This window comes from Pseudomonas mediterranea CFBP 5447 (assembly GCF_000774145.1).
Taxonomy (GTDB): domain Bacteria; phylum Pseudomonadota; class Gammaproteobacteria; order Pseudomonadales; family Pseudomonadaceae; genus Aquipseudomonas; species Aquipseudomonas mediterranea.
The window spans coordinates 158789-179713 of record NZ_KN322986.1; the positions used below are offsets into that span (position 1 = coordinate 158789).

14 protein-coding genes are annotated in these 20925 nt (G+C 62.6%); 12 read left to right on the plus strand and 2 right to left on the minus strand.

The annotated features are described in order from the left end of the window. Positions 1-134: 134 nt before the first annotated feature. Both gbdR and N005_RS17560 read right to left on the minus strand, forming a co-directional pair. Positions 135-1238, minus strand: a complete 1104-nt coding sequence (gbdR, locus tag N005_RS17555; RefSeq protein WP_024776554.1) for a choline metabolism transcriptional regulator GbdR — start codon at positions 1236-1238, stop codon at positions 135-137. Positions 1239-1821: 583 nt separating this feature from the next. Beyond that, on the minus strand, positions 1822-3198 hold the full coding sequence (locus N005_RS17560) for an L-serine ammonia-lyase (protein ID WP_047702373.1): 1377 nt from the start codon (positions 3196-3198) through the stop codon (positions 1822-1824). 425 nt (positions 3199-3623) lie between these two features. On the opposite strand from N005_RS17560, the gene N005_RS17570 reads away from it, so the two are divergent. The 12 genes from N005_RS17570 (at position 3624) to yccS (ending at position 20808) form a co-directional block, all read left to right on the plus strand. Then, positions 3624-4571 carry a choline ABC transporter substrate-binding protein gene (locus N005_RS17570; protein ID WP_047702375.1) on the plus strand — a complete coding sequence of 316 codons (948 nt, stop codon included), beginning with the start codon at positions 3624-3626 and terminating at the stop codon, positions 4569-4571. Positions 4572-4635: 64 nt separating this feature from the next. Then, positions 4636-5481 (plus strand): choline ABC transporter permease subunit, encoded by an 846-nt coding sequence (gene choW, locus N005_RS17575; protein WP_047702376.1) that lies wholly within the window; start codon positions 4636-4638, stop codon positions 5479-5481. Further along, on the plus strand, positions 5478-6656 hold the full coding sequence (gene choV, locus N005_RS17580) for a choline ABC transporter ATP-binding protein (protein ID WP_047702377.1): 1179 nt from the start codon (positions 5478-5480) through the stop codon (positions 6654-6656). The genes choW and choV overlap by 4 nt, the downstream gene beginning before the upstream one ends. A 276-nt stretch (positions 6657-6932) precedes the next feature. Continuing rightward, entirely contained in the window at positions 6933-7553 is a 621-nt protein-coding gene (betI, locus tag N005_RS17585; RefSeq protein ID WP_047702378.1) for a transcriptional regulator BetI, read from the plus strand. 78 nt (positions 7554-7631) lie between these two features. Then, positions 7632-9104 carry a betaine-aldehyde dehydrogenase gene (gene betB / locus N005_RS17590; protein WP_047702379.1) on the plus strand — a complete coding sequence of 491 codons (1473 nt, stop codon included), beginning with the start codon at positions 7632-7634 and terminating at the stop codon, positions 9102-9104. A 145-nt stretch (positions 9105-9249) separates the two neighbouring features. Continuing rightward, positions 9250-10953, plus strand: coding sequence for a choline dehydrogenase (gene betA / locus N005_RS17595; RefSeq protein WP_047702380.1), 1704 nt, complete (start codon positions 9250-9252; stop codon positions 10951-10953). A 230-nt stretch (positions 10954-11183) separates the two neighbouring features. After that, positions 11184-12626 carry a TldD/PmbA family protein gene (locus N005_RS17600; RefSeq protein ID WP_047702381.1) on the plus strand — a complete coding sequence of 481 codons (1443 nt, stop codon included), beginning with the start codon at positions 11184-11186 and terminating at the stop codon, positions 12624-12626. Then, positions 12626-13963: a TldD/PmbA family protein gene (locus N005_RS17605; protein WP_047702382.1), complete on the plus strand. Its 1338-nt coding sequence runs from the start codon at positions 12626-12628 to the stop codon at positions 13961-13963. The genes N005_RS17600 and N005_RS17605 overlap by 1 nt, the downstream gene beginning before the upstream one ends. 110 nt (positions 13964-14073) lie before the next feature. Continuing rightward, on the plus strand, positions 14074-15501 hold the full coding sequence (mdtD, locus tag N005_RS17610; protein ID WP_047702383.1) for a multidrug transporter subunit MdtD: 1428 nt from the start codon (positions 14074-14076) through the stop codon (positions 15499-15501). 223 nt (positions 15502-15724) lie between these two features. Beyond that, positions 15725-17062, plus strand: a complete 1338-nt coding sequence (gene dbpA / locus N005_RS17615) for an ATP-dependent RNA helicase DbpA (protein WP_230164244.1) — start codon at positions 15725-15727, stop codon at positions 17060-17062. A 148-nt stretch (positions 17063-17210) separates the two neighbouring features. After that, positions 17211-18389 (plus strand): BaiN/RdsA family NAD(P)/FAD-dependent oxidoreductase, encoded by a 1179-nt coding sequence (locus N005_RS17620; RefSeq protein WP_047702384.1) that lies wholly within the window; start codon positions 17211-17213, stop codon positions 18387-18389. 235 nt (positions 18390-18624) lie between these two features. Beyond that, positions 18625-20808 carry a YccS family putative transporter gene (gene yccS, locus N005_RS17625; RefSeq protein WP_047702385.1) on the plus strand — a complete coding sequence of 728 codons (2184 nt, stop codon included), beginning with the start codon at positions 18625-18627 and terminating at the stop codon, positions 20806-20808. Positions 20809-20925 lie beyond the last annotated feature (117 nt).

Consider the following 20925-nt stretch of genomic DNA (forward strand, 5'->3'; position numbering starts at 1 on the left):
ATCGCGAGCAAGCTTTGCTCTCACAGGTTTATCGACATGCCTGGACTACCCCAAGAAGTTGGACACAAATCCAACCCTTTGGGGCAGTCCGGGCCTGTGGGAGCAAAGCTTGCTCGCGACGAACGCGCCTCGGTCTAGAGCCTCACACTGGCAAACGTCGACTCGTTACGCGCCTGGCTCAACGCCGACAACGGGCCGGACAACGGCGACAGCACCAGCGCCTGCGGCAACGGCATCATTGCCACCTGTTGCGTGGTGTTGGAACCGACGCGCTCGTCCCGCGGCGGAATGCCGAAGTATTCGCGGTAGCACTTGGAGAAGTGCGGCGTGGAAACGAAGCCGCACACCGATGCCACTTCGATGATCGACATCGGCGTCTGCTTGAGCAGTTGCCGTGCACGGATCAGTCGCAGCTTGAGGTAATAGCGCGACGGCGAGCAGTGCAGGTATTTCTGGAACAGCCGCTCCAGCTGACGCCGGGACACGGCGACATATACCGCCAGTTCGTCCAGGTCGATCGGCTCTTCGAGGTTGGCCTCCATCAGCGCGACGATTTCCTGCAACTTCGGCTGGTTGGTGCCGAGCATGTGCTTGAGCGGCACACGCTGGTGATCCTGCTCGTTGCGGATGCGCTCATAGACAAACATTTCCGAGATGGCCGCCGACAGCTCGCGACCGTGATCGCGACTGATCAGGTGCAGCATCATGTCCAGCGGCGCGGTGCCGCCGGAGCTGGTGAAACGGTTACGGTCGAGGGTGAACAGGCGGGTGCTCATCGACACCCGCGGGAAAGCTTCCTGCATCGCCGCCAGGCATTCCCAGTGCACGCTGCAATCGAACCCATCGAGCAGACCGGCGCAGGCCAATGCCCAACTGCCGGTGCAGACCGCGCCAAGGCGGCGGGACTGGCGGGCCTGACCTTGCAGCCAGGACACGTGTTCACGGGTAACGGTGCGCTGGATGCCGATGCCACCACAGACGATGACGGTATCCAGGGCCGGTGCCTTGTGCATGGACGCGTCCGGAGTGATCTGCAGACCGTCACTGGCCCAGACCTGCCCGCCATCCACGGTGAGGGTGGTCCAGCGATACAGCTCGCGACCGGATAGCTGGTTGGCCATGCGCAGGGGTTCCACTGCGGACGCCAGGGAAATCAGCGTGAAATTGTCCAGCAGCAAAAAGCCGATGGACTGAGGCGCACGGTTCTGGGGTTGGGCCCCGGAGTGGGTCGACGTCATCGCGGTATCTCCTCACACAAAGCGGGTGATGGCCTCAGGCGGAGGCTCTTTTTATTGGTGATTGCCCTCGGTCTCTACGCAGGAGACGGGCTTTGTTATTGATAGAGCAATTGCCGTGCCTAAATTTGAATACGCATTCAATAAATCCTGAAAACGACATGCCGAGCCGTCTATATAAGGCGCATATCGCGTGTGGATTATCGGGGTCTTCAAAGGCTTCCGGCGCCTGTCCCAGCGGGCAGTGAGCAGTTCGGTAGCACTTGTGGTAACTGGGCTGCGCCGTTTTCGGCACAGTGTCACCGCAAGCGCGGGGGACGAACGGTCGAAGCTGCGCGACGACTGATCCGAGAACAGGGTCTTATCTGATTGCGACGCGCTAAAAGGTGGCGGGTTTGTGTGGTTGTGTTCGTTTCTTGAGCAGTTTCGACTACCTGTGGCGAGGGAGCTTGCTCCCGTTCGGCCGCGAACCGGTCGCCAACCTACCTTGCGAGGTATATCTGATACACAACGACAACAGGTTTAGGGGGCTTCGCCCCCAGCGGGAGCAAGCTCCCTCGCCACAGGGGCAGTTGCCAGTCTTCTATCAGCACTCCACCGCACTGACCGCCAACCCGCCGCGCGACGTCTCTTTATACTTGTCGTGCATGTCGGCGCCGGTATCGCGCATGGTGCGGATTACCCGGTCGAGGGAAATGAAATGCTGGCCGTCACCACGCAGCGCCATTTGCGCCGCATTGATGGCTTTTACCGCGGCAATCGCGTTGCGCTCGATGCAAGGCACCTGGACCAGGCCGCCCACCGGGTCGCAAGTCAGGCCGAGGTTATGTTCCAGGCCGATTTCCGCCGCGTTGCATAGTTGTTCCGGCGTGGCCCCCAGGATCTCCGCCAGGCCCGCCGCCGCCATGGCACAGGCCGAGCCCACTTCACCCTGGCAACCGACTTCGGCACCGGAAATCGAGGCGTTCTTCTTGCACAGAATGCCCACCGCTGCCGCGCCGAGGAAATAATCCACCACGTTGGCGTCGGTAACGTCCTCGCTGAACTTCATGAAATAGTGCAGCACGGCTGGAATGATCCCGGCCGCGCCATTGGTCGGCGCCGTCACCATGCGTCCGCCGGCGGCGTTTTCCTCGTTGACCGCCAAGGCGAAGAGGTTGACCCACTCCATCGCGCTCAGGGTCGAGCCGATGACATTCGGCTTGTTCAATTCCTGCAGGCTGCGGTGCAACTTGGCTGCACGGCGGCGCACGTTCAACCCGCCGGGCAGGATGCCTTCGTGCTTGAGGCCATGCTCGACACAATCCTGCATGGCCCGCCAGAGCTTCATCAGCCCACTGCGGATTTCTTCTTCCGAACGCCAGGCCTTTTCGTTGGCCATCATCAGTTCGGCCACGCGCAGGTTGTGGGTGCGGCACAGCGTGAGCAGTTCTTCGGCGCTGGAGAAGTCGTAAGGCAACTGAGTGGTGTCCAGGTCCGCTACGCCACTGGAAGCCTGGGCCTCGTCGACGACAAAGCCACCGCCGACCGAATAATAGGTGTCGCGGAACAACTCACCGCTGGCGCCTTCGGCCACCAGCGTCATGGCATTGGGATGGAACGGCAGGTTTTCGTCGATCAGGCGCATGTCCCGCGCCCATACGAAAGGTACCGGCAAGCGACCGTCCAGTTGCAGGGTCTCGGTTTCGCGCAACAGGGCGATGCGCGGCGCAATCTGCGACGGATCGATCGCATCCGGCCACTCGCCCATCAACCCCATGATGACCGCAGTATCGCTGCCGTGGCCGATGCCGGTGGCCGACAGCGAACCGTAGAGCTGCACCTCGACCCGCCGCACGTCGTTCAACAGCGCCTTTGCCCGTAACGCCTCGACAAACAGCGCCGCGGCGCGCATCGGGCCGACCGTGTGAGAACTGGACGGGCCAATACCGATTTTGAACAGGTCGAACACACTGATTGCCATTGCCTAGAACCTCCAGAACGGGCATATCCGGGCGCAGGAGCGCCCGGTGACGGAGCTGCTACGCTCAACGCCGGATGGCCGCATCATCCGGTTTTTGCCGCAGGGGTCGACGTCTGACACCGACGCAATTATGCCCACCAACGTCGCCGGCCCCATGACAGGGTTCTACGCCGTTTTTTTGCGTGTCAGAGACCTGCCAGAGGCGGAAAAAATCTGTAAACGACGTCACCGACACTGGATGCGACCCTCCCTGTACTGGATACGACTCACCCTGTAGGCGACAGATTTGCGCTGGTACATGATCGGTTACGGCTCGTTTTCAAGGCCGCGTGTCGAGACAGTGTTCACGCGCCCCAACCGCAACATCCAATACAAAGCGCGGTTGTCCGACCGGACACCGCCGATAAAACACCAGGAGTCCACTCATGAAAGGTTCCAAGAGGTTGTTGTTGGCCGCCATGCTGAGTCTTCCCATGCTGGCCAACGCTGCAGAACCCGCACAGTGCAGCACTGTTAACTTCTCCGACGTCGGCTGGACCGACATCACCGTGACGACCGCCACCACCAGCGTCATTCTCGAAGCCCTGGGCTACAAGACCAAGACCACCATGATTTCCGTGCCGGTGACCTACAAGTCCCTGGCCGACGGCAAGAACATGGACGTGTTCCTCGGCAACTGGATGCCGACCATGGAAAACGACATCAAGGCCTACCGCGACGCCGGCACCGTGGACACCGTGCGCACCAACCTCAAGGGCGCCAAGTACACCCTGGCCGTGCCCAAGGCCCTTTACGACAAGGGCCTGCACGACTTCGCCGACATTGCCAAGTTCAAGAAGGAACTCGACGGCAAGATCTACGGCATCGAACCGGGCAACGACGGCAACCGCCTGATCCAGAGCATGATCGACAAGAACGCCTTCGGCCTGAAAGACGCCGGCTTCAAGGTCGTCGAGTCGAGCGAAGCGGGCATGCTGTCCCAGGTCGACCGTGCTTCCAAGCGCGGTACCGACGTAGTGTTCCTCGGCTGGGCACCGCATCCGATGAACACCCGTTTCAACATTGAATACCTGACCGGCGGCGACGAGTTCTTCGGTCCGGACTTCGGCGCCGCCACCGTGGCGACCAACACCCGCAAGGGTTACACCCAGGAATGCAGCAACGTTGGCCAGCTGTTGAAGAACCTCGAGTTCACGGTCGACATGGAAAGCAAACTGATGGGCAACGTCCTGGACGACAAGATGAAGCCCGAAGCTGCCGCCAAGGCATGGCTGCAGAAAAACCCACAGGTACTCGATACCTGGCTCGCTGGCGTGACCACCATTGACGGTAAACCTGGCCTGGAAGCCGTGAAAGCCAAGCTCGCACAGTAATAGTTATGCCGGGCGGGTCCACCCGCCCGGGCTGTTTATCCCTTGCATGCGGACGTTCACTACCATGCTGATTGATCAGAAAATACCCTTGGGCCAGTACATTGCGAGCTTCGTCGAATGGTTGACGCAACATGGCGCCAGCACCTTTGACGCCATCGCACTGCTCCTGGAAACGATGATTCACGGCGTGACATTTGCGCTGACCTGGTTCAACCCCCTGGCCTTGATTGGCCTGATTGCCCTGCTGGCGCATTTCATCCAGCGCAAATGGGGCCTCACCGTATTCGTCATTGCCTCGTTCCTGCTGATCCTCAACCTGGGTTACTGGCAGGAAACCATGGAAACCCTGGCCCAGGTGATGTTCGCTACCCTGGTCTGCGTTGTGATCGGAGTGCCGCTGGGCATTGTTGCCGCGCACAAGCCGATGTTCTACACCATGATGCGTCCGGTACTCGACCTGATGCAGACCGTACCGACCTTCGTCTACCTCATTCCTACCCTGACCCTCTTCGGTCTGGGTGTGGTCCCGGGTCTGATCTCCACGGTGGTGTTCGCGATTGCCGCGCCCATCCGCCTGACCTACCTGGGCATCTGCGACGTTCCGGAAGAACTGATGGACGCCGGCAAGGCCTTTGGCTGCTCCCGTCGCCAGCTCCTGTCGCGCATCGAACTGCCCCATGCGATGCCAAGCATCGCGGCCGGTGTCACCCAGTGCATCATGCTGTCGTTGTCGATGGTGGTGATCGCCGCACTGGTAGGTGCCGACGGCCTGGGCAAACCCGTGGTCAACGCACTGAACACCGCCGATATCGCCCTGGGCTTCGAAGCCGGCCTGGCGATCGTACTGCTGGCGATCATGCTCGACCGTATCTGCAAACAACCCGACGCCAAAGTAGGGGGTGACGCATGAGCATAATCCGCTTCGACCAGGTCGATGTGATCTTCGCCAAGGATCCACGCGAAGCCCTCAAACTGCTCGACCAAGGCCTGACCCGCAACGAGATCCTGAAGAAGACCGGGCAAATCGTCGGCGTGGAAAAGGCCAGCCTGGACATCGAGAAAGGCGAAATCTGCGTTTTGATGGGCCTCTCCGGTTCCGGCAAATCCAGCCTGCTGCGCTGCATCAACGGCCTGAACACCGTGAGCCGTGGCAAGTTGTTCGTCGAGCATGAAGGCCGGCAGATCGACATTGCCTCCTGCAGCCCCGCCGAACTGAAGATGATGCGCACCAAGCGTATCGCCATGGTATTCCAGAAGTTCGCCCTGATGCCTTGGCTGACGGTGCGCGAGAACATCAGCTTCGGCCTGGAAATGCAGGGCCGTCCGGAAAAGGAACGGCGCAAGCTGGTGGATGAGAAACTCGAGCTGGTGGGCCTGGCCCAATGGCGCAACAAGAAGCCCGACGAATTGTCCGGCGGTATGCAACAACGGGTCGGCCTGGCCCGCGCCCTGGCGATGGATGCCGACATCCTGTTGATGGACGAACCGTTCTCGGCCCTCGACCCGCTGATCCGCCAAGGCCTGCAGGACGAACTGCTGGAACTGCAACGCAAGTTGAGCAAGACCATCGTGTTCGTCAGCCATGACCTCGACGAAGCCCTGAAGCTGGGCAGCCGCATCGCGATCATGAAAGACGGCCGGATCATCCAGTACAGCAAGCCGGAAGAAATCGTATTGAACCCGGCGGACGACTATGTGCGCACTTTCGTCGCCCATACCAACCCGCTCAACGTCCTGTGTGGCCGCAGCCTGATGCGCACCCTGGACAACTGCAAGCGCATCAACGGTTCGGTGTGCCTGGATCCGGGCGGCGACTCCTGGCTCGACCTGGCCGAAGGCAACACCATCAAAGGTGCACGCCAGAACGGCGCGGCACTGGACCTGCAGAACTGGGTCCAGGGGCAGCCCGTCGAAGGCCTGGGCCGTCGCCCGACGCTGGTGGACTCCAACATCGGCATGCGCGACGCGCTGCAGATCCGCTACCAGACCGGTAACAAGCTGGTGCTCCACGACAACCAGAAAGTGGTCGGGATCCTCGGCGACAGCGAGCTGTACCACGCGCTGCTGGGCAAGAACCTGGGCTAAACCTCAACCCTGTGGGGGAGAGCCCTGGGGGGCCGAGCTTGCTCGCGATGGAGTCGACACGGTTCATCTGCAAACCGCGTCATCGTTCATCGCGAGCAAGCTCGGCTCCTCCGGGGCTCGCTCCCACAGGGTTTTGCATTCCTGGAAAGCGATCTCTGAGCCCTGACGTACGTCCGATTTTTTATTGATTGAACGTTCAATCAAAACAAAATAGACTGCTCATCAGCTCCATCGGGCAACTCTCTGCCCGCTGGATGATCGAGGAGAGAGACCCCAATGCCCAAGGTCGGTATGCAACCCATCCGCCGCCAGCAATTGATCGAAGCCACGTTGCAGGCCGTCGATCAGGTCGGTATGGGGGACGCCAGCATTGCGCTGATCGCCCGTTTGGCCGGGGTGTCCAACGGCATCATCAGTCACTATTTCCAGGACAAGAATGGCCTGATCGCGGCTACGGCCCAGTACCTGATGACGGTGCTGAGCGAGAACGTCACCGCACGCCGGCTGGCACTGGAGGACAAAAGCCCGCGGGCACACCTGAAGGTAATCATCGAGGGCAACTTCGACGCCAGCCAGGTCAATGGCCCGGCAATGAAAACCTGGCTGGCCTTCTGGGCCACCAGCATGCATCACCCGTCATTGCACAGGTTGCAGCGGATCAACGATCACCGTCTGTATTCCAACCTGTGTTGCCAGTTCCGTCGCGCCCTGCCCCTTGATGAGGCACGCAGCGCGGCACGGGGCCTGGCCGCGCTGATTGACGGCTTGTGGCTGCGCGGGGCGCTGTCGGGAGACGCGTTCGACACCGCCCAGGCACACCGGATCGCTTACGAATACATGGATTTCCAACTGGGCAAGGCAGGGGCGCCAGAGCAGACAGAACCGCTCGACTCCTGAACCGCCGCCGAACCGCGTAGTCAGCTTTAGAAGACGCGCACGGGGGCAGCCAACCACTTATGCACTTGCGAGGACTTTATGGCCCGTTTCGAACTGCAAAAACTCTACATCGATGGCGCGTACAGCGATGCCAGCGGCGACGCCACTTTCGAAGCCATCAACCCTGCCAACGGTGAAGTGCTTGCCCAAGTGCAGCGTGCGACGAAAGAAGACGTCGAGCGCGCCGTGGCCAGTGCCGAAAAAGGCCAGAAAATCTGGGCCGCCATGACCGCGATGCAGCGCTCGCGGATCCTGCGCCGCGCCGTGGACATCCTGCGCGAGCGCAACGATGAGCTGGCCGCCCTGGAAACCCTGGACACCGGCAAGGCCTACTCCGAAACCCGCTACGTCGACATCGTCACCGGCGCCGACGTGCTGGAATACTACGCCGGCCTGGTGCCCGCCATCGAAGGCGAGCAGATCCCGTTGCGCGATACCTCGTTCGTCTACACCCGTCGCGAGCCCCTGGGCATCGTGGCCGGCATCGGCGCGTGGAACTACCCGATCCAGATCGCGCTGTGGAAGTCCGCTCCGGCCCTGGCCGCCGGCAACGCGATGATCTTCAAGCCAAGCGAAGTCACTTCGCTGACCACCCTGAAGCTGGCCGAGATCTACACCGAAGCCGGCGTTCCGCCTGGGGTGTTCAACGTGTTGACCGGCAGCGGCCGTGAAGTCGGTACCTGGCTGACCGAGCACCCGCGCATCGAGAAAGTCTCCTTCACCGGCGGCACCGACACCGGCAAGAAGGTCATGGCCAGCGCCTCGAGTTCGTCGCTCAAGGACGTGACCATGGAACTGGGCGGCAAGTCGCCCCTGATCATCTGCGACGACGCCGACCTGGATCGCGCTGCCGACACTGCGATGATGGCCAACTTCTACAGCTCCGGCCAGGTCTGCACCAACGGCACCCGCGTGTTCGTGCCAAGCCACCTCAAGGCGGCGTTCGAAGCCAAGATCGCCGAGCGCGTGGCGCGCATCCGCATCGGCAACCCAGAGGACGAAAACACCAACTTCGGCCCGCTGGTGAGCTTCGCCCACATGGAGAGCGTGCTGGGCTACATCGAGAAGGGCAAGGCCGAAGGCGCCCGCCTGCTGTGTGGCGGCAAGCGCCTGACCGACGGCGAGTTCGCCAAGGGTGCGTTCGTCGCACCGACCGTGTTCACCGACTGCACCGACGCGATGACCATCGTGCGGGAAGAAATCTTCGGCCCGGTGATGGCAATCCTCAGCTACGAAACCGAAGAAGAAGTGATCCGTCGCGCCAACGACACCGAGTTCGGCCTGGCCGCCGGCGTCGTGACCCGCGACCTGAACCGCGCCCACCGCGTGATCCACCAACTGGAAGCCGGTATCTGCTGGATCAACGCCTGGGGCGAGTCCGACGCGAAGATGCCGGTGGGTGGCTACAAGCAGTCGGGCGTGGGTCGCGAGAACGGAATCAGCTCGCTGAACAACTTCACGCGCATCAAATCGGTACAGGTTGAAATGGGCGAGTACGTGTCGGTGTTCTGATCGGCGTCCGCCCATGAGGCCGTCATCGCGAGCAGGCTCGCTCCCACATGAGTTCCCATTCCAATGTGGGAGCGAGCCTGCTCGCGATGGAGTGCAAAGCGCTCCCCGGCCCTGACCTGAAGCCAATTAAAAGAGGGTGCATTTCATGTCCCAAGAATTCGATTACATCATCATCGGTGCCGGCTCCGCCGGTAACACCCTGGCCACCCGCCTGACCGAAGACGAAGGCGTCACCGTTCTGCTGCTCGAAGCTGGCGGCCCGGACTATCGCCTCGACTTTCGCACGCAGATGCCCGCCGCCCTGGCGTTCCCGCTGCAAGGCCGACGCTACAACTGGGCCTACGAGACCGATCCCGAGCCACACATGAACGGCCGGCGCATGGAATGCGGTCGTGGCAAGGGCCTGGGCGGTTCTTCGCTGATCAACGGCATGTGCTACATCCGGGGCAACGCCCTGGACTACGACAACTGGGCAAAACTGCCCGGCCTCGAGGATTGGACCTACCTGGACTGCCTGCCCTATTTCAGGAAGGCCGAGACCCGGGACATCGGCCCGAACGACTATCATGGCGGCGACGGCCCGGTCAGCGTGACAACGCCCAAGCCCGGCAACAACCCGCTGTTCCACGCCATGGTCGAGGCCGGCGTGCAGGCCGGTTACCCACGTACCGAGGACCTCAACGGTTACCAGCAGGAAGGTTTCGGCCCGATGGACCGAACCGTCACGCCGAATGGCCGACGCGCCAGCACCGCGCGCGGCTACCTGGATGTGGCCAAGAAGCGTTCGACCCTGACCATCGTCACCCATGCCCTGACCGACAAGATCCTGTTCGAAGGCAAGCGTGCCGTGGGCGTGCGTTACCTGGTGGGCGCCGCTGAAGAGCGCGTCGAAGCCAGGGCGCGCAAGGAGGTGCTGCTGTGCTCCGGCGCCATCGCCTCGCCGCAGATCCTGCAACGCTCCGGCGTCGGCCCGGCAAGATTGCTGGAAAGCCTCGACATCCCGGTGGTCCACGACCTGCCGGGCGTCGGTGAAAACCTCCAGGATCACCTGGAGCTTTACCTGCAATACGCCTGCACCCAACCGGTCTCGTTGTACCCTTCGCTGCTCTGGTACAACCAGCCGGCCATCGGTGCCGAATGGCTGTTCAACGGCACCGGCATCGGTGCCAGCAACCAGTTCGAGGCCGGCGGTTTCATCCGCACCCGTCCGGAATTCGAATGGCCGAACATCCAGTATCACTTCCTGCCGGTGGCGATCAATTACAACGGCAGCAACGGTGTGAAGGAGCACGGTTTCCAGGCGCACATGGGTTCCATGCGCTCGCCGAGCCGGGGGCGGATCCAGGCGAAGTCCAAGGATCCTCGCCAGCACCCGAGCATCCTGTTCAACTACATGGCCACCGAGCAGGACTGGCAGGAATTCCGCGACGGCATCCGCCTGACCCGCGAGATCATGCAGCAGCCGGCGCTGGACCCGTTCCGTGGGCGCGAGATCAGCCCGGGTATCGAGGTGCAGACCGACGAGCAACTGGACCAGTTCATCCGCGAACACGCCGAGACCGCCTTCCACCCATCCTGCTCGTGCAAGATGGGCACCGACGACATGGCGGTGGTGGACGGCGAAGGCCGCGTGCATGGTCTGCAAGGCCTGCGGGTGGTGGATGCCTCGATCATGCCGATCATCACCACCGGCAACCTGAACGCGCCGACGATCATGATCGCCGAGAAAATCGCCGACAAGATCCGCGGCCGCAAGCCACTGCCACGCAGCACCGCGCCGTACTATGTGGCCGGCGATGCGCCGGTCAAGGGCAAGCCGGTGCGCGAGGTGGCGCCTGCCGCTCAGTAACACCGCAGCGTGGCTATCGCGAGCAGGCTCGCTCCCACAGGGATCTCCATGGACACAACTCTTGTGACCACTAAGGTCCAATGTGGGAGCGAGCCTGCTCGCGATGGCGGTAGCCCCTGACATTCAGTATTCCTCTCTACCTTGATCCCTCCCCCGCCCAGGCCTACTCTAGAGCCGCCGCGTCAATGCGCCGCACCTCGCTGCACCGCCACTCCAGACAAGGAGGTTTCATGTTCGACTTCCACCCCCAGCTCAAGCAGCGCTTTGCTGCCTTGCGCACGGGCGCTGAATTTTTTTCCCTGCGTTACGTGCGCGAATCCGGCCAGCATCTGTCGGTGCGCAAGAACATCGCCGAACCGCCCAGCCTGGGCCGTGACGAAGGAGCGATGCTCACCGTGCGGGTCAACGGTGTCGAAGCCTATGCGGCCACCAACGACCTGTCCCAGGCCGGCCTGCAAGCAGCGCTCGAACAAGCCGAGCAACGCGCCCGTCGGCTCAAGCCCTACGCTTTGCTCGACCTGCGCGGGCAGCCGGTGGCCAGCGACCGCGCCGATTACTTCTCGCCGCATTTCGACCAGGTGTTCCCCTCCCTGAGCGATTGCTACCAATTGCTCGGCGACGAATCGGCGGCGGTGCCCCAGGACGAGCGCCTGGTGAACTGGCAGGTCAGCATCGGCCTGACCCAGGTCGAGCAGATCTACCTCAACAGTGCTGGCGCCGAATTACGCCAGGCCCAGCGCTTCGTCTACCCGGCACTGGACGTCACCGCCTTCGACGGACATGACAGCCAGACCCGCACCCTGGGCCGCGAAAACTTCGGCCAGCAAGGTGGCTTCGATGTGATCAGTCGTTGCGGCCTCATCGGTGCCGGGCCGAAAATCGCCGATCAGGCCCTGCAGTTGCTGATGGCGCCGAACACGCCGCAAGGCCCACGGGACCTGCTGTTGATGCCCGACCAGATGATGTTGCAGATCCACGAATCCATCGGCCACCCGCTGGAGCTGGACCGCATCCTGGGGGACGAGCGCAACTACGCCGGCACCAGCTTCGTCAAGACCAGCGACTTCGGCCAGTTGCAGTACGGCTCCAACCTGCTGAACGTGACGTTCGACCCGGACATTCCCGAGGAACTGGCGAGCTACAGCCATGACGACGACGGCAGCCCCGCCAGCAAACAGTTCCTCATCCGCGAAGGCTTGCTGCTGCGTCCATTGGGCGGCGCCCTGTCACAGTTTCGCGCAGGCCTGGACGGCGTCGCCAACAGCCGCGCCTGCGGCTGGAACCGCCCGCCCATCGACCGCATGGCCAACCTGAACATCGAACCGGGCGATCAATCCCTGGAACAGTTGATCCAAGGCATCGAACACGGCGTGCTGATGCGCACCAACCGCTCGTGGTCCATCGACGACGCCCGCAACAAATTCCAGTTCGGCTGCGAATGGGGCCAGTTGATCGAGAACGGCGAGCTCAAGGGCGTGGTGAAGAACCCCAACTACCGCGGCATCTCCGCGCAATTCTGGAAGAGCCTGCGGGCCGTGGGCGATGCCAGTACCTCCCAGGTGCTGGGCACGCCGAACTGCGGCAAGGGCGAGCCGAACCAGGTCATCCGCGTCGGTCACGCGTCGCCAGCCTGCGTGTTCGGCAACGTTGATGTGTTTGGGGGAGACGCTTGATGAGTACCGTCAACAATCAGACCGAGGCATTCAAGGCGCTGGTCGACTGGCTGCGCGCTGCGCTGCACGGGTCCGAACAATTCACCCTGGGTTACGCTGCGGAGTCCTCGGCCTTCGTGCGCTTCAACCATGGCAAGGTGCGCCAGGCCGGCCAGGTGCAACAGGCCAATGTCAGTTTCAAACTGATCGACGACGGGCGCCATGCCGACCTGCAGATCACCTTGTCCGGCGAGACCGAAACCGATTTGCAACGCTTGAGCGAAGGCCTGCAACAATTACGCGATACCCTGCCACTGCTGCCGCGCGATCCCTATCTGCTGCTCAACCACAATCACTGGCAGAGCAACAGTGTGCAGGACCATCCGCTGCCGGAGGCCGAACAGGCTGTGGCCGAAATCGCCCAGGCCGCCGAAGGCGTGGACCTGGTGGGGATCTACGCCGCGGGTCCCATCAGCCGCGGTTTCGCCAGTTCTTCGGGGGCGTTTGGCTGGCATCAGGCCAATAGCTTCAACTTCGACTTCAGCCTGTTCCACGAAAATGGCCAGGCGGTGAAGGCCAGCTACGCCGGCCATGAATGGAACAGCGAAGGGTTTGCCCAGCGCTTTGCCCAGGCCCGCGAGCAACTGGCGTTTCTCGGCCGGCCGCTGCGCACGCTGCCGCCCGGTGAGTATCGCGCCTACCTGGCACCGGCCGCGCTGGAAGAGATCATGGGCATGCTCAGTTGGGGCGGCTTCTCGGCCCGGGCGATTGCCAGCAAACAGAGTCCGTTGCAGAAGTTCTATGCCGGCGAGTCCACCTTCAGCCCCGTGGTAGAGCTGAGCGAGCAGGTGAGCGGTTCCTTGAGCCCGGCGTTTTCCGATGAAGGCTATCCGCGCGACGACCTGACACTGATCGCCAAGGGCACGGCCGACGCCCGGTTGGTCAATTCACGCAGCGCCGCCGAGTACGGCCTCACCGCCAACGGCGCGAGCAGCTACGAATACCCCACGGCGCTGGTCATGCAGGAAGGCCGGTTGGAGCAGAAAGACATTCTCGAGCGCCTCGGCACCGGTTTGTACATCAGCAACCTCTGGTATCTGAACTATTCGGACCAGCCAGCGGCACGCATGACCGGCATGACCCGCTTCGCCACGTTCTGGGTCGAGAACGGCCAGATCCAGGCACCGGTCAGCACCATGCGCTTCGACGACAGCGTCTACCGCCTGCTCGGCTCGCAACTCGAAAGCCTGACACGGGAGCGGGAACTCCTGCTCTCGGCCAGCACCTATAGCCAACGGGCCACGGCCTCAATGCTGTTGCCGGGGGCGTTGGTCAAGCGGTTGACGTTGACGCTGTAAAAAGCATCGCGGGCAAGCCTTGCTCCCACAAGGACAGTGACATCCGGTGGGAGCAAGGCTTGCCCGCGATAAAGCCACCACGAACACCCTGAAACCCAGCAAGAGGCCCCATGCCCAACCGCGCCCCGCTCGACGCAACCACCGCCCGCTGGCTTCCGTGGGTCGTGGCGATCGCCTTCTTCATGCAGTCCCTCGACGGGACGATCCTCAATACCGCGCTGCCCGCCATGGCCAGTGACCTGGCGGAGAACCCGCTGCGCATGCAGGGCGTGATCATCGCCTACATGCTCACCGTGGCGCTGCTGATCCCGGCCTCGGGCTGGATCGCCGACCGTTTCGGCACCAAGAAGATCTTCTTCGGCGCAATCCTGTTGTTCAGCTTCGGCTCGCTGCTGTGCGCCTTGTCCGGCTCCCTGACGATGCTGGTCGGCGCACGGGTGGTCCAGGGCCTGGGCGGCGCGCTGATGCTGCCGGTGGGCAGGCTGGTGGTGCTGCGGGCCTATCCGCGCTCGGAACTGGTGCGGATCATGGGCTTCATCACCATTCCCGGCCTGCTAGGCCCGCTGATCGGCCCGACCATGGGCGGCTGGATGGTGCAATACCTGACCTGGCACTGGATTTTCATCATCAACCTGCCGGTGGGTGTGATCGGCTGCTATGCAGTGTGGAAATTCATCCCCGACCTGCGCGGCAGCGAACGCACCCGCTTCGACGGCGTGGGCTTCCTGCTGTTCGGCGCGGCGATGGTGCTGATCACCATCGCCATGGAAGGCCTTGGCGAACTGCACTTGCCGCACCTGCGGGTGATGTTGCTGCTGTTCGGCGGCATGGCCTGCCTGGCGGCTTATTGGTTGCGGGCCGGACACATCGAGAACCCGCTGTTCGCGCCGTCGCTGTTCAAGACCCGGACTTTCGCAGTGGGCATCCTTGGCAACCTGTTCGCCCGCCTGGGCAGCGGCGCCCTGCCCTTCCTGGTGCCGCTGCTGCTGCAAGTGGCCCTGGGTTATTCGCCGTCCCAGGCCGGGATGAGCATGTTGCCCCTGGCGGCGGCGGCCATGGTCGCCAAATCCGTGGCCCGGCCATTGATCGAGCGCCTGGGCTATCGCATCGTCCTGACCGGAAACACCCTGGCCTTGGGCGTGATGCTGGCGAGCATGGGGTTGGTCAGCGAACAGACTCCGTACTGGCTACTGTTGGCGCAACTGGCGGTATTGGGAGCGATCAACTCGTTGCAATTCACGGCGATGAACACGGTGACTCTGATCGACCTGGACGATGCCAGCGCCAGCAGCGGCAACAGCCTGCTGTCCGTGGTGGCACAACTGTCCCTGAGCCTCGGCGTCGCCTGTGCCGGCGCCCTGCTCGGCGGTTTCACGGCCCAAGTGGGTAACGATGGAGTCGACACGGTGCTGGGCGCGTTCCAGCTGACGTTCGTGACGGTGGGCGTCATGGCGATGTTGGCGGCGACGATTTTTTCCCAGTTGTCGAAGCAGGATGGGCGGCGGCAGAAACGTCACGATGAGCATATCGAGCATTAGCCCAAGCTTGAGTGGCTTCAGTAAGCTTTTGTGGCGAGGGGATTTATCCCCTCGCCACAGGTTCATCACCCAGCCTTCCAAGAGCCCCATGGCTCGCACAGCTCGTCCAGAACTTTCGAAGAAAGTGGCACGAGGCTGCTACACTGCGCGACATTTTGTTTTGCAGGCCTGTCCCGTGACCACCATTGCCACCGCTTTCAACACTTTGCCGCTGTCCGCCGCCATGCTGGCTAACCTCGAATCCCTCGGTTATGCCCAGATGACGCCGATCCAGGCGCAAAGCTTGCCGGTGATCCTCAAGGGCCTGGACCTGATCGCCCAGGCCAAGACCGGCAGCGGCAAGACCGCGGCGTTCGGTATCGGCCTGCTGAACCCGATCAATCCGCGCTACTTCGGCTGCCAGGCGCTGGTCATGTGCCCGACCCGCGAGCTGGCCGACCAGGTCGCCAAGGAAATCCGTCGCCTGGCCCGCGCCGAGGACAACATCAAGGTCCTGACCCTGTGCGGCGGCGTCTCCTTCGGCCCGCAGATCGCCTCCCTCGAACACGGCGCCCACATCATCGTCGGCACCCCCGGGCGCATCCAGCAGCATCTGCGCAAGGGCTCGCTGGTACTCGATGGCCTCAACACGCTGATCCTCGACGAAGCCGACCGCATGCTCGACATGGGTTTCTATGACGCGATCGAAGACATCATCCAACAGACCCCGGAGCGTCGCCAGACGCTGCTGTTCTCCGCTACCTACCCGGTGGGCATCAAGCAACTGTCGTCCAAGTTCATGCGTGACCCGCAACAGGTGAAAGCCGAGGCACTGCATTCCGACGCGCAGATCGAGCAGCGTTTCTACGAGATTTCTCCAGAGGAGCGCATGGCCGCGGTGGTCAAGGTACTCGCGCACTTCCGCCCGGCCTCTTGCGTGGCCTTCTGCTTCACCAAGCAGCAGGTTCAGGAAACCGTCGACCACCTGACGTCCAAAGGCATTTCCGCCGTCGGCCTGCATGGCGACCTGGAACAGCGCGACCGCGACCAGGTGCTGGCGATGTTCGCCAACCGCAGCACGTCGGTGCTGGTGGCCACCGATGTGGCGGCCCGCGGCCTCGATATCGATGCCCTGGACATGGTGATCAATGTCGAATTGGCCCGGGACTCGGAAATCCACATCCACCGGGTCGGCCGCACCGGCCGCGCCGGCGAAACCGGCGTTGCCATCAGCCTGGTAGCGCCGTCCGAAGCCCACCGCGCCCAGGCCATCGAGCAATTGCAGAAGGCGCCGTTGAACTGGGACCAGTTGGACAACCTCAAGCCCCAAGGGGGCGGCCCACTACTGCCGGCCATGAGCACCCTGTGCATCGCCGCCGGTCGCAAGGACAAGGTGCGCCCCGGCGACATCCTCGGCGCCCTGACCGGCGACGCGGGCATCCCCGGCACCCAGGTCGGCAAGATCGCGATTTTCGATTTCCAGGCGTACGTGGCCGTGGAACGCGGGATCGCCAAACAGGCCCTCAAGCGCCTGAACGAAGGCAAGATCAAGGGCCGTTCGTTGCGGGTGCGGATCCTGTAACCATCCCAACCAACGAAGTTCCCCTGTGGGAGCGAGCCTGCTCGCGATTGCGGCGGGTCAGCCAACCTTTATTTGACTGACACGCCGCAATCGCGAGCAGACTCGCTCCCACAATGGGTTTTGTGGTGACACATGAGAGGACACCGTTTTGCGCTCTACCGAAGTCGTGATCATTGGCGCTGGCGCCGCAGGGTTGATGTGCGCGCTGACCGCCGCGGGGCGCGGGCGACAGGTGCTGTTGCTGGACCACGCCAACAAGGCCGGCAAGAAAATCCTCATGTCCGGCGGTGGACGCTGCAATTTCACCAATATGTACACCGAGCCGGGCAACTTCCTTTCGCAAAACCCGCACTTCTGCAAATCGGCCCTGGCCCGCTACACCCAGTGGGATTTCATCGCCCTGGTGGCCAAGCACGGCGTGCCGTATCACGAGAAGAAACTCGGCCAGTTGTTCTGCGATAACAAGTCCAGCGACATCCTCGGCATGCTCCTGGACGAGTGCGAGCAGGTCGGGGTCAACCTGCACCTGGACACCTCGATCGAGCACATCGAGAAAACCGACGGCGGCTATCGGTTGCAAACCACCCTCGGCGCCATCGCCTGCCAATCCCTGGTGATCGCCACCGGCGGACTGTCGATCCCGACTCTCGGCGCCACCGGTTTCGGTTACCAGATCGCCAGGCAGTTCGGCCACCAGTTGCTGCCAACCCGCGCCGGCCTGGTGCCGTTCACCATTACCGATCAGCTCAAGGCCTTGTGCACCGAACTCTCGGGCACGTCGGTCGATTGCCTGGTGAGCTGCAACGACCAGAGCTTTCGGGAAAACATCCTGTTCACCCACCGCGGCCTCAGCGGCCCGGCGATCCTGCAGATCTCGTCGTTCTGGGAGCCGGGGGACACGGTGCAGATCAACCTGCTGCCGGACCACGACGTGCCCCAATGGCTGCAACAACAGCAGGCCGAACGCCCCAATAGTGAGCTGAAAACCCTCCTGGGCGAGTTGTTCACCAAGAAAATGGCCAACCTGCTGGCCGACAGCTGGTTCATCTCCAAACCCATGAAGCAATACACCCACGGGGAACTGGCGGACATTGCCGAGAAACTGGCGAGCTGGAACGTCATCCCGGCCGGCACCGAAGGTTATCGCACCGCCGAGGTGACATTGGGTGGCGTCGACACCCGGGAAGTCTCGTCCAAGACCATGGAATCGCTGAAGAGCCCCGGGCTGTACTTCATCGGCGAAGTGCTGGACGTGACCGGTCACCTGGGAGGGTTCAACTTCCAGTGGGCCTGGGCTTCGGGCTATGCCGCCGCACAGTACGTCTGACTCAACAGCACCTTGAATGCAGGCAGAGTCCTCTGTGGGAGCGAGCCTGCTCGCGATAGCGATGGTTCAGCCACTGATGAATTGACTGACATACCGCCATCGCGAGCAGGCTCGCTCCCACAGGGTTCGTGTCAGATGACGGAACACTTTTTGCTGCCAGATGTGATCGCCGCCATTGCGCCGGCGTCATTACTGCCTCAATTTAGTGTCATTGCCCGTCAGGCCCTTGCATTTCATGTCATCGACCTCGTTCCGTCAGTCTTTGCGTCGCCTCTGGGCGTTGGATAAATTCAGTTATAGCGTGCGGGTGTTCATCGCCCTGACCGGCAGCATGGCGCTGTGCTGGTACCTGGACGAGATGACCCTGTTGATTCCCTTGTTCCTGGGCATCATCGCCAGCGCCCTGGCCGAGACCGACGACAACTGGCAGGGCCGTCTCAATGCGCTCGCCGTGACCCTGGTCTGCTTCACCGTCGCGGCATTGTCGGTGGAGCTGCTGTTCCCCTACCCGATCCTCTTCATCGTCGCCTTTGCCCTGGCCAGTTTCGGCCTGACCATGCTCGGCGCCCTGGGCGAACGCTATGGCGCGATTGCCTCGGCCACCTTGATCCTGTCGGTCTACACCGTGATCGGCGTGGACCAGCGCGGTGGCGCGGTCACCGATTTCTGGCACGAACCCTTGCTGCTGGTGGCCGGCGCCGCGTGGTACGGCATGCTCTCGGTGCTGTGGCATGTCCTGTTTTCCAACCAGCCGGTGCAACAGAGCCTGGCGCGATTGTTCCGCGAGCTGGGCCGTTACCTGAAACTCAAGTCGTCGCTGCTCGAACCGGTCCGCCAACTGGATATCGAAGCCCGACGTCTGGAACTGGCCCAACAGAATGGCCGCGTGGTGGCGGCCCTCAACGCGGCGAAGGAAATCATCCTGCACCGCGTCGGCAACGGCCGCCCGGGCTCGAAGGTCAGCCGTTACCTGAAACTGTATTTTCTCGCCCAGGACATCCACGAGCGCGCCAGCTCCTCCCACTATCCCTACAACGCCCTGGCCGAGGCGTTCTTCCACAGCGACGTACTGTTCCGCTGCCAGCGCCTGCTGCGCCAACAAGGCAAGGCCTGCCAGGCGCTGGCCGAGTCGATCCAGATGCGCCAGCCGTTCGTCTACGATGATCGCTTTGCCGAGGCCTTGAATGACCTGCACGCGTCTCTGGAACACCTGCGCATCCAGAGCAATCCGGCCTGGCGTGGCCTGTTGCGTTCGTTGCGGGCCTTGTCGGCGAACCTCGGCACGCTTGACCGCCTGCTCAGCGACGCCAGCAACCCTGACGCCCTGGCCGACGCTACCGACAGCAGCCTGCTGGACCGCTCGCCGCGCAACCTCAAGGACGTCTGGCTACGCCTGCGCACACAGCTCACACCGACCTCGCTGTTGTTCCGCCATGCCTTGCGCCTGCCCCTGGCGCTAAGCGTCGGCTACGCGATGGTGCACTGGATCCACCCGTCCCAGGGTTACTGGATCGTGCTCACCACACTGTTCGTCTGCCAGCCCAACTACGGCGCCACCCGGCGCAAACTCGGCCAGCGGATCATCGGCACCGCCATTGGCCTGACCGTGGCCTGGGCGCTGTTCGACCTGTTCCCCAGCCCGCTGGTGCAGTCGAGCTTCGCCATTGCTGCAGGAGTGGTGTTCTTCACCAACCGTACGACCCGCTACACCCTGGCTACGGCGGCGATCACGGTCATGGTGCTGTTCTGCTTCAATCAGGTCGGCGATGGCTACGGGCTGTTGCTGCCACGGCTGTTCGATACCCTGCTCGGCAGCCTGATCGCCGGTCTGGCGGTATTCCTCTTCCTGCCGGACTGGCAGGGCCGGCGGCTGAACAAGGTCCTGGCCAACACGCTGACCTGCAACAGCATCTACCTGCGCCAGATCATGCAGCAATACGCCGCCGGCAAAAGTGACGACCTGGCCTATCGCCTGGCCCGACGCAACGCCCACAACGCCGACGCTGCGTTGTCCACGACGCTGGCGAACATGCTGATGGAGCCGGGGCATTTCCGTAAGGAAGCCGACGTCGGGTTCCGCTTCCTGGTGCTGTCCCATACCTTGCTCAGCTACCTGTCGGGCCTGGGGGCCCACCGGGGAACCGAACTGCCAACGGATGTTCGCGAGCAGTTGATAGACGGCGCGGGGACGAAGCTGGCCTCCAGCATCGACGAAATCGCCCAGGGCCTGGCAACCAAAACGTCGATCATGATCCAGAGTGACGAGGAAGAAGCCCTGGCCAACGAGCTCGAGCAGATGCCTGATGAAATCGATGAAGGCCAACGGCTGGTGCAGACTCAGTTGGCGTTGATCTGCCGTCAGCTTGGACCGTTGCGCACCCTGGCGGCGCATCTGATCAAGGATACAAGCGAGGCCTGAAAACTGTGGCGGTCAATCGGGCCCCATCGCGAGCAGGCTCGCTCCCACAGGAGTATGCATTCCAATGTGGGAGCGAGCCTGCTCGCGATGAGGCCGGCACGAGCGCCGCAAAAACTC